The following is a 1187-nucleotide window of genomic DNA, read 5'->3' as shown; positions in this document are numbered from 1 at the left end:
GAGCGGTGGGCAGAGGCATTGCAGCTCATGAAGGCCGGAGGCGTAACTGTTGTAGCGACCTACATCTTCTGGATTCATCACCAGCCAGGCGAGGATGAACCGAGCTTTGAGGGGAACCTGGACCTGGCAGCTTTCGTGGCACTCTGCGCGGAGACAGGGCTGGAGGTCATCCTTCGGCTGGGACCCTGGTGTCATGGTGAGGTCCGCAACGGTGGTCATCCCGACTGGGTGGTCGACGCCGACTATGCCGAGCGCACGAATGATCCCGCTTATTTGGAGGCCGTCCGGACCTGGTTCGGCTTCATCGGCAGGGAGGTCGCAGAGCTGTGCGGGAGCCACGGACCGGTGATCGGCATCCAGCTCGAGAACGAACTGTACGACCAGCCGGATCACATCCTCGCCCTGAAGGACATCGCGCGTGAGGCGGGGCTGCACGCGCCGCTATGGACGGCGACCGCCTGGGGGAGTGCCGATATTCCGATCGGTGAGGTCTTCCCGCTCTACGGTGGATACTCGGACGGCTTCTGGGTGGACTCCGACCAGGGCTGGGACGAAAGCTTTCAGACCCACTTCACCTTCTCCCACCAGTGGGACGATCCCGGCATCGGCAAGGACCTCGCAGGCAAGAACTGGACCGGTGTTGTCGGCGCCAAGCACCCCGATTTCCCTGCTGCCACCTGTGAACTCGGTGGAGGTATGGCCACCGCCTACCACCGCCGTCCTGCACCAGCCGCCCGCGATATCGCCGCAGTGGCGCTGTGCAAGCTGGGAAGCGGGTCAACCTGGCAGGGCTACTACATGTATGTGGGCGGCACGAACCCCCGGAACGCGCTACAGGAGTCGCACGCTACCGGCTACCCGAACGATCTCCCTGAGTTCAACTACGACTTCGCGGCTCCCATCGGGGCGCACCTCCAAACCCGTGAAAGCTTCCACCGGCTGCGGAATCAGCACTCGTTCCTGGACGCTTTCGGATCCCGCCTCGCGGCGATGAACGCCACCATTCCAGACAACGACGACGACGGCGGCCTGCGCTGGGCTCTGCGCAGCGACGGCAGAAGCGGGTTCGTCTTCATCAACAACCATCGGCCCTTCGAACCGTTGCCTGCCCACGCAGGCACCCAGTTCGAGATCACCCTCGCTGACGGACAAGTCAGCTTCCCACATCGCCCCGTCACGATTCCGCC

The 1187-nt window shown here is 63.8% G+C and carries 1 protein-coding gene; it reads left to right on the top strand.

From position 1 onward, the window contains the following. On the top strand, nucleotides 1-1187 hold a 1187-nt coding region (locus RIF85_RS13380; RefSeq protein ID WP_309072392.1), incomplete at both ends, for a beta-galactosidase.

Source organism: Arthrobacter sp. (assembly GCF_031179385.1).
In the GTDB taxonomy this organism is placed as follows: Bacteria; Actinomycetota; Actinomycetes; order Actinomycetales; family Micrococcaceae; genus Arthrobacter_D.
Note: the sequence above shows the minus strand (reverse complement) of the source record. Positions and strands in the feature narration are given on the sequence as shown.